General features: G+C 68.2%; 6 protein-coding genes and 1 pseudogene. 2 read left to right on the top strand and 5 right to left on the bottom strand.

Annotation, left to right across the window (positions count from 1 at the left end):
- The first annotated feature begins 71 nt into the window (after positions 1–71).
- Together QRN53_RS02515 and QRN53_RS02510 are read left to right on the top strand one after the other, a co-directional pair.
- Complete coding sequence (locus QRN53_RS02515; protein ID WP_285242444.1) at positions 72–1,400, top strand: nicotinate phosphoribosyltransferase; 1,329 nt, start codon at positions 72–74, stop codon at positions 1,398–1,400.
- A gap of 9 nt (positions 1,401–1,409) precedes the next feature.
- A complete protein-coding gene (locus tag QRN53_RS02510; protein ID WP_285242443.1) occupies positions 1,410–2,042 on the top strand; it encodes an isochorismatase family protein in 633 nt (210 codons plus the stop codon).
- Between the two features lie 3 nt (positions 2,043–2,045).
- On the opposite strand, the gene QRN53_RS02505 is transcribed toward QRN53_RS02510, so the two are convergent.
- The 5 genes and pseudogenes from QRN53_RS02505 to QRN53_RS02485 form a co-directional block, all read right to left on the bottom strand.
- A complete protein-coding gene (locus QRN53_RS02505) occupies positions 2,046–3,824 on the bottom strand; it encodes a DEAD/DEAH box helicase (protein ID WP_285242442.1) in 1,779 nt (592 codons plus the stop codon).
- Positions 3,824–4,162 carry a DUF3039 domain-containing protein gene (locus QRN53_RS02500; protein ID WP_110541018.1) on the bottom strand — a complete coding sequence of 113 codons (339 nt, stop codon included), beginning with the start codon at positions 4,160–4,162 and terminating at the stop codon, positions 3,824–3,826. The genes QRN53_RS02505 and QRN53_RS02500 overlap by 1 nt, the downstream gene beginning before the upstream one ends.
- A 107-nt stretch (positions 4,163–4,269) precedes the next feature.
- A pseudogene (nagB, locus tag QRN53_RS02495) lies at positions 4,270–5,050 on the bottom strand (glucosamine-6-phosphate deaminase).
- 20 nt (positions 5,051–5,070) lie between these two features.
- Positions 5,071–6,642: a transporter gene (locus QRN53_RS02490; protein ID WP_285242441.1), complete on the bottom strand. Its 1,572-nt coding sequence runs from the start codon at positions 6,640–6,642 to the stop codon at positions 5,071–5,073.
- Positions 6,624–7,418, bottom strand: coding sequence for an ABC transporter ATP-binding protein (locus QRN53_RS02485; RefSeq protein ID WP_285242440.1), 795 nt, complete (start codon positions 7,416–7,418; stop codon positions 6,624–6,626). Before QRN53_RS02485 ends, QRN53_RS02490 begins: the two co-directional genes overlap by 19 nt.
- Between the last annotated feature and the right edge of the window lie 18 nt (positions 7,419–7,436).

Below are 7,436 nucleotides of genomic sequence, written 5' to 3'. Positions count from 1 at the left end.
GCCACGCCGGCGAGGGCCCCGCGGCGAAGCGGAGCGAGACGAGGGAGCCGGTGGGGACTAGAGTGACTTTCGTGAGCACCTCCGCCGGCTGGGACCATCCCCGCACGTCCTTTTACACCGACCACTACGAGCTGACCATGCTGCAGGCGTCCCTCCATTCGGGGGCGGCGCACCGCAATTCGGTGTTCGAGGCCTTCGCCCGGCGGCTGCCCGACGGCCGGCGTTACGGGATTGTGGCGGGCACCGGGCGCCTCCTGGAAGGCATCGCGAATTTCCGTTTCGGCGGGGCGGAGCTGGAGTACCTGGAACGAACCAAGGTGGTCAACCGGGAAACCCTGGAGTACCTGGCCAACTACAGGTTCTCCGGGGACATCTGGGGCTACGCGGAGGGCGAAGCCTACTTTCCCAACTCCCCCATCCTGATCGTTGAGGCCTCCTTCGCTGAGGCCTGCATGCTCGAGACGTACCTGCTCTCGGTCCTGAACCACGACAGCGCCATTGCCTCCGCTGCCTCCCGGATGGTCAGCGCGGCCGGCGGCCGGCCGTGCATCGAAATGGGTTCGCGCCGCACCCACGAGGAAGCTGCAGCGGCAGCTGCGCGGGCTGCGGTGATCGCCGGTTTTGACAGCACCTCGAACCTGGAGGCGGGCGCACGCTACGGCATCCGCACGGTGGGTACGGCCGCGCACTCGTTCACGCTGCTGCACGATACCGAGCGGGAGGCCTTCGAGGCCCAGATAGCCTCGCTGGGCGAGGGCACATCCCTGCTGGTGGACACGTACGACGTCGAAAAGGCCGTCCGCACGGCCGTGGACCTGGCAGGGCCCCGGCTGGGCGCTGTCCGGCTGGACTCGGGCGACCTCGTGGCCCAGGCGCAGTGGGTACGCCGGCTGCTGGACGAGCTGGGCAACGAGCACACCAAGATCGTGGTCACGTCCGACCTTGATGAGTACGCCATTGCCGCGTTGCAGTCAGCCCCGGTGGATTCCTACGGCGTGGGCACGTCCCTGGTGACCGGCTCCGGAGCCCCCACCGCCAGCATGGTCTACAAGCTGGTCAGCCGGACGGACGATGCCGGAAACTTCGTCTCCGTGGCAAAGGCGGCCAAGAACAAGGCCAGCGTTGGCGGGCGGAAGTACGCGCTGCGGAAACTCGACGCCCGCGGCACCGCCACCGCCGAGGTGGTGGGTGTGGGCCACCGGCCCGAGGACGACGGCAACGACCGGCCACTGCTGCAGCAGTTCATGAAGAACGGCGAACTGCTGCCGGGCTGGACCGGGCACGAGGGAGTGGTGCGCGCACGGCAGCGCCACGCCGATTCCATGGCGGAACTGCCTCCGGTGGTGAACCGCCTGCAGCGCGGCGAGCCCGCCATCGCCACACTCTATGAAGACCACTGAGGAGCACTGATGTCCCGCGCACTGATCATCGTCGATGTCCAGAACGATTTCTGCGAGGGCGGCTCGCTGGCCGTGGAGGGCGGTGCGGCGGTGGCCGGCGCCATCAGCGAGTACCTGGACGCCCACCACAACGAATTCGATTATGTGGCAGCCACGCAGGACTGGCACATCGATCCCGGCAGCCACTTCTCCGAGGAACCGGATTTCAAGGACAGCTGGCCGCGGCACTGCGTGGCGGGAACCCGGGGCGCCGAACTCCACCCGGACCTGGACACCGAGTACATTGACGCGTACTTCCGGAAGGGCCAGTTCGCGGCCGCGTACTCCGCGTTCGAGGGCCTTCTGGCGCCGGAGGACGCCGTCCCCACCGGGGAGCGCCAGGCCGGCGGAATGCCCGGCCCCGCGGACGGGACCGGGGCCGAGGAGGAAGCGGTCGGCCTCGACGACTGGCTGCAAAGCCACGACGTGGAGGACGTCGTGGTGGTGGGCATCGCCACCGACTACTGCGTGAAGGCCACCGCCCTGGATGCCGTCCAGGCCGGCTACGGCGTCACCGTGGTGCGGTCGCTGACGGCAGGGATTGGCGAGGACCTCGAAGACGCCGTCGCCGAAATGGAACTGGGCGGCGTGGACTTCGCCTGAGCCCTACTTGCGGCCGATGAACCAGTCCTGAAGCTTCCGCAGCCTGGACTGCAACTGCTCCTCATTGGCCTGTGCCACCGGGGGCCCTCCGCACACGGTACGCAGCTTGGTGTGGACCACGCCGTGCGGGGTCCCGGTCCTCGCGGCCCAGGCGGCCACGTTCTTGGCCAGCTCATTGCGCAGGTCCATCAACATCCGGTGGTCCGGAACGGCCGGAACCTGGCTTTCGGCGGCCGGAGCCTTCCGGTTCTTCCGGTTCAGTTGTTCGTGCTGGCGCTGGCGCAGAAGCGTCCCCACCTGCTCTGCATCCAGCAGCCCCGGGATCCCCAGGAAGTCCATTTCGTCGTCGGACCCCACCTCGCCGCCGGTGCCGAACTCGCCGCCGTCGAACAATACCCGGTCGAAGGACGCCTGGGAGTCCAAGGCCTCGAACTTGCCCTTCGTGAGGCTGTCGGAGGCCTTTTCCTCGCGGTTGGCCTCGTCCATCAACGAGTCTTCCGGGTTGAGGAGGCCGTCGCCGTCTTCCTTCTCGGGCCGGTCCAGCGCGTGGTCCCGCTCCATCTCCATGGAGTTGGCCAGCGCCATCAGCTGCGGCACTGAAGGGAGGAAGACCGACGCCGTTTCGCCCCGCTTGCGGGCACGCACGAAACGGCCCACAGCCTGGGCAAAGAACAACGGGGTGGAGGTGGACGTGGCGTAGACGCCCACGGAAAGCCGGGGTACGTCCACGCCTTCGGACACCATGCGGACGGCGACCATCCAGCGCTTTTCGCTTGCCGTGAACTCCTCGATCTTGCTGGAGGCCTTGGCGTCGTCGGACAGGATGACGGTGGGTGATTCCCCGGTGATCTTCTTCAGCTGGCCGGCGTAGGCACGGGCGTCCTCATGGTCGGTGGCGATGACCAGGCCGCCGGCATCCGGCACGGTGCGCCGGACTTCGCTGAGCCGCCTGTCCGCACCGGCCAGGACTGCGGGGATCCACTCCCCTGCCGGGTTCAGCGCGGTCCGCCAGGCGTGGCTGGTGATGTCCTTGGTGACTGCCGCCTCGCCCAGGGACGCGGCCATTTCCTCGCCCGCGCTGGTGCGCCAGCGCATCTGGCCGGAGTACGCCATGAACATCACCGGCCGGACCACGTGGTCGCGCAGGGCGTTGCCGTAGCCGTAGGTGTAGTCAGCCTTGGAACGGCGGATGCCGTCCCGGTCTTCCGCGTACTCCACGAACGGGATGGGCGAGGTGTCCGAGCGGAACGGCGTACCGGTCAGGGACAGCCGCCGCACGGCGGGATCGAATGCCTCGCGGAGGCCATCGCCCCAGGACAGCGCTTCGCCGCCGTGGTGTATCTCGTCCAGGATCACCAGTGTCCGGGCGGCCTCGGTCTTGGCCCGGTGCAGCATGGGTTTGCTGGCCACCTGCGCGTACGTCACGGCAACGCCGATGAACCCGCGGCCGTGCTGGCCGTCGGAATTCTTGAAGTTGGGATCGATGGCGATGCCCACCTTGGCAGCCGCGTCAGCCCACTGCCGTTTCAGGTGGTCGGTGGGGGCGACGATGGTCACCCGGTTCACTGCCCCAGAATCGATGAGGGTGGACGCGATCCGCAGCGCGAAAGTGGTCTTACCGGCGCCAGGGGTGGCCACCGCGAGGAAGTCGCGGGGACTGCTTTTCAGGTAGAGGTCGAGTGCTTCCTGCTGCCAGGCACGGAGTTTGGGAGCGGTTCCCCAGGCTGCCCGTTCCGGATAGGCCGGAGGCAGGGTGGGGCCGCCAAAGAGCGTCTCCGTCACTACTTGTTGTTGCCCGAGTCTCCCGGACCCTTCCCGCCGTCGTTGCCCGGCCGGAGGCCCTCGTAGACTTCCTTGCACTCAGGGCACACCGGGAACTTCTGCGGGTCGCGGCCCGGGGTCCAGACCTTGCCGCACAGCGCGATGACGGGCTCGCCGGTCATGGCGGACTCCATGATCTTTTCCTTGCGCACATAGTGGGCAAAGCGCTCCCGGTCCCCCGGCTCCACCTCCTGGCGCAGTTCCTCGCGCTCGATGGTGGCCGTGGACGTTCCAGCCCCGGAAAGCTCGCGCATCGGGTCGTTTTCGAGAGGGTCCGTCATGCTAGTCATGGCATCCATCTTAGCCTTTCCGGCGGCCGGGCGTTCGACGCCGGCACGCCCGCGCCGGGGTCCGGCACCGGCCGCCGTGTCCCTTTCAACGACGCAAACGACGGCAAAGCAAGCCCCTAGAGCCCCTGCCAGCCGGGCTTGTTCTCATAGGTATGGCGGTAGAAATCCGCCAGTTTCAGGCCGGACGCGGCGGCCTCGTCCAGCAGGACCGTGGCATGCGGATGGAACTGCAGGATGGAGGCCGGACAGATGGCCGCCACCGGGCCTTCCACGAAGTCGCGGACAGCTTTGGCCTTTTGCGCCCCGGTGGCGAGGAGGATCACATGCCGCGCTGCCATGATGGTGCCCAGGCCCTGGGTGAGCACGTGGTGCGGGACATCGGCGAGTCTGTCGAAGAGCCTGGCATTGTCCCGGCGTGTCTGCTCGATCAGGCTCTTGATCCGGGTCCGCGAGGCGAACGAGGAGCCGGGTTCGTTGAAGCCGATATGGCCGTCCGTTCCCACCCCCAGCAGCTGCAGGTCCACGCCGCCGGCAACGGCGATGGCGTGCTCGTACGCTTCACACGCGGCCGGGATGTCGCCGGCGGTTCCGTCCGGTCCATGGACGTTGCCGGCCGCGATGTTCACCCGGTTGGTGAATTCCCGGCGGATCACCTCACGGTAGGACTCCGGATGCCCAGCCGGCAGGCCCACATATTCGTCCAGTGCGAACCCGGTAGTCCTGCTGAAGTCCAGGCCCTGCTGGTGCCCGGGCAGCGAGTTCGTCATAGACGGGCAGCGGTGAGGACCCGGTGGCGAGGCCCAGAACCGCGCCGGGCTTGCGCCGGACCAGGTCTTCGATGGCATCGGCCGCGAGTTTTCCGGCCTGCCTGCTGCCGCCGAGGATGACTATTTCCATGCTCTTCCCTCCCGGGTTTGTCAGCGGTTGACTGAAACTTGCGCCAGGAGTTCCGGGCCCCGGACGTCGAGCCATCGGCCGCCCAGGCGGACGCCGGCCACGAAGAAAACGAGGCCCAGGATTACGCCGACAACCAGGTTGATCCACCCGAACATGGCGTTGCCCGTTACGGCGTGTGCCACCAGCAATGCTGCCTCGGGGAGCACCAGGACCAGCAGCACCAGCATCCCCACGAACTGCACGGCGAGGGTCTGTCCGACGTTGCCGGGCGGCTTCTTGAACGGGCTGTCGCCGGGCAGCGGAACCGTGACCGTGTAGCGGGCAGAGACCACGGAGGACAAGCCGAGGCCGCTGAAGAGGATTCCCAGGCTGAGCCCCAACTGGCCGGGCAACGCAACCCAGTCGCGGGTCAGTGCGGCAGCCCCCACCGCGAACACCAGGACCACCGGAAGGGCGAACACCAGGCAGGCAAGGGACCGGCCCAGCCGGTCCGCCACGCCGCGGACCCCGGTGGCCACATGGAGGGCGAACGCGGTGTTGTCGTAGGACACGTCCGCGGAAATGGACCAGGCCAGGATGAACGCCGATATCGGGGCGAGGAAGGCGAGGCCCCCGTAGTGTCCTGTCTGCGCACCCTGGAACAGCATGATCACGGGAAGCAGCGGGATCACCACGAGGGAACCCGAATACCGCGGGTCCCGTAGCCAGTATGTGAGGGACCTGGCCATCACAGCGCCTGCCGGGGTGGGAGGAACCACGCCGAGCAACCCAAGACGGCCGCCTTTCCTTTTGACGGCACCGGCATAGGGCGGGGTGACGAGGGCCCTCTCCAGCAGCAGCTTCCAGCACCAGGCCAGGCCTGCCAGGACCGCCAACGCCACCAGCAGCTTCACGGCAGCCGCTCCCGGCCGGCCCGCGGCGACGTCGCCGCCGAGGGCCCACGGCGCGCCGAGCGGAGTCCAGGACAGGGCCATGGCGAAATCCGGCAGGAATCCCGTGGAGGCCGACACCCCGCGGGCAACGCCCGCCACGATGGGACCGAGCAGGACCAGGGGCACCATGAAGGCGAGGGCGCTGATGTCCTTGAACCGCCGGGACGCGGCCAGGCTCGCCGTGGCGGTGGTGACGACCTTCGCCAGCACAACGCACGTCATGACGCCCAGGCAGGCGCCCACGAGGGCCGCGAGCGCGGGCAGCACTCCGCGGGACCAGGTGGCTACCGTGGCCAGGGCGACGAGTGCGGTGGCCAGTCCCGGGATGCCGATCAGGCCTCCAACGGCGAGGCCTGCCAGCAACTGCTTCATGGGGATGGCAAAGGTGGTGAAGCGGGCCGGATCCAGGGTCATGTCCGTGGCGGAGGCAACCACCGGAATCAAACCCCAGCCGAGCACGGCCGCCGAGCCGCCCAGCACCACCGCCGTGTGCGCGGTTCCGGTGCCTGCGTTCCGGAGCAGGACAAGGCCGATCACGAGCGCGGCCACCACGCCCAGCGCATAAAGCCCCGCGATGGCCATGCCCAACAGCTGCCAGGGGCTGCGGCGCAGCCCGTTGCGCAGCAGCGTGAGCTTGAGCCTCAGAAGGTGCGCAACCATTCCAGCCCTTCCGTGTGGCTGTGGCCGCCCACCAGTTGCACGAAGCGGTCCTCCAGGGAAGCCCCGGCCCGGACGGCGTCCACCGTCCCGGCGGCCAGGAGCCGGCCGCGGGCCACCACGGCAACGTGGTCGCACATGCGCTGTACCAGGTCCATTACGTGGCTGGACACAATGACGGTGCCCCCGGACGCCACGTACCGGTCCAGGATGGAGCGGATGTTCGCGGCGGAGACCGGGTCCACCGCTTCGAAGGGTTCGTCCAGGACCAGGACCCGCGGGGCGTGGATCATGGCGGAGGCAAGGGCGATCTTCTTGGTCATGCCGGCGGAATAATCCACCACCAGGGTCCCTGCGTCCTGGGCCAGGTCCATTGCCGCGAGCAGCTCCCCAACCCGTGCCGCCACCACGGCCTTGTCCATGCCGCGCAGCAACCCGGCATAGGTGATGAGCTGCTCACCGGTGAGCCGGTCGAAGAGGCGGACGCCGTCCGGCAGGATCCCCATCAGCCGCTTTGCCTCCAGCGGATGCTGCCAGACATCCACCCCGTGAACCACGGCGGTGCCAAAGTCAGGGCGCAGCAGTCCCGTCGCCATGGACAAAGTGGTGGTCTTGCCCGCGCCGTTGGGGCCAACAATGCCGAAGAACGAGCCTGCCGGAACCTCCAGGCTGATCCCGTCGACCGCGATCTTTCCACCGAACCTCTTGGCCAGCCCGCGGATGGACAGGGCCGCGATGGGTCCGGGATTCGACGCCTGGCCTGGGATCGGAGCAGTCATGGTGCCAGCCTAGCCCGC

The sequence above is a fragment of the Pseudarthrobacter sp. fls2-241-R2A-127 genome (assembly GCF_030209355.1).
Classification (GTDB): Bacteria; Actinomycetota; Actinomycetes; order Actinomycetales; family Micrococcaceae; genus Arthrobacter.
The sequence above is the reverse complement of the archived record's forward strand: the minus strand, read 5'-3'. Positions and strand labels throughout refer to the sequence as shown.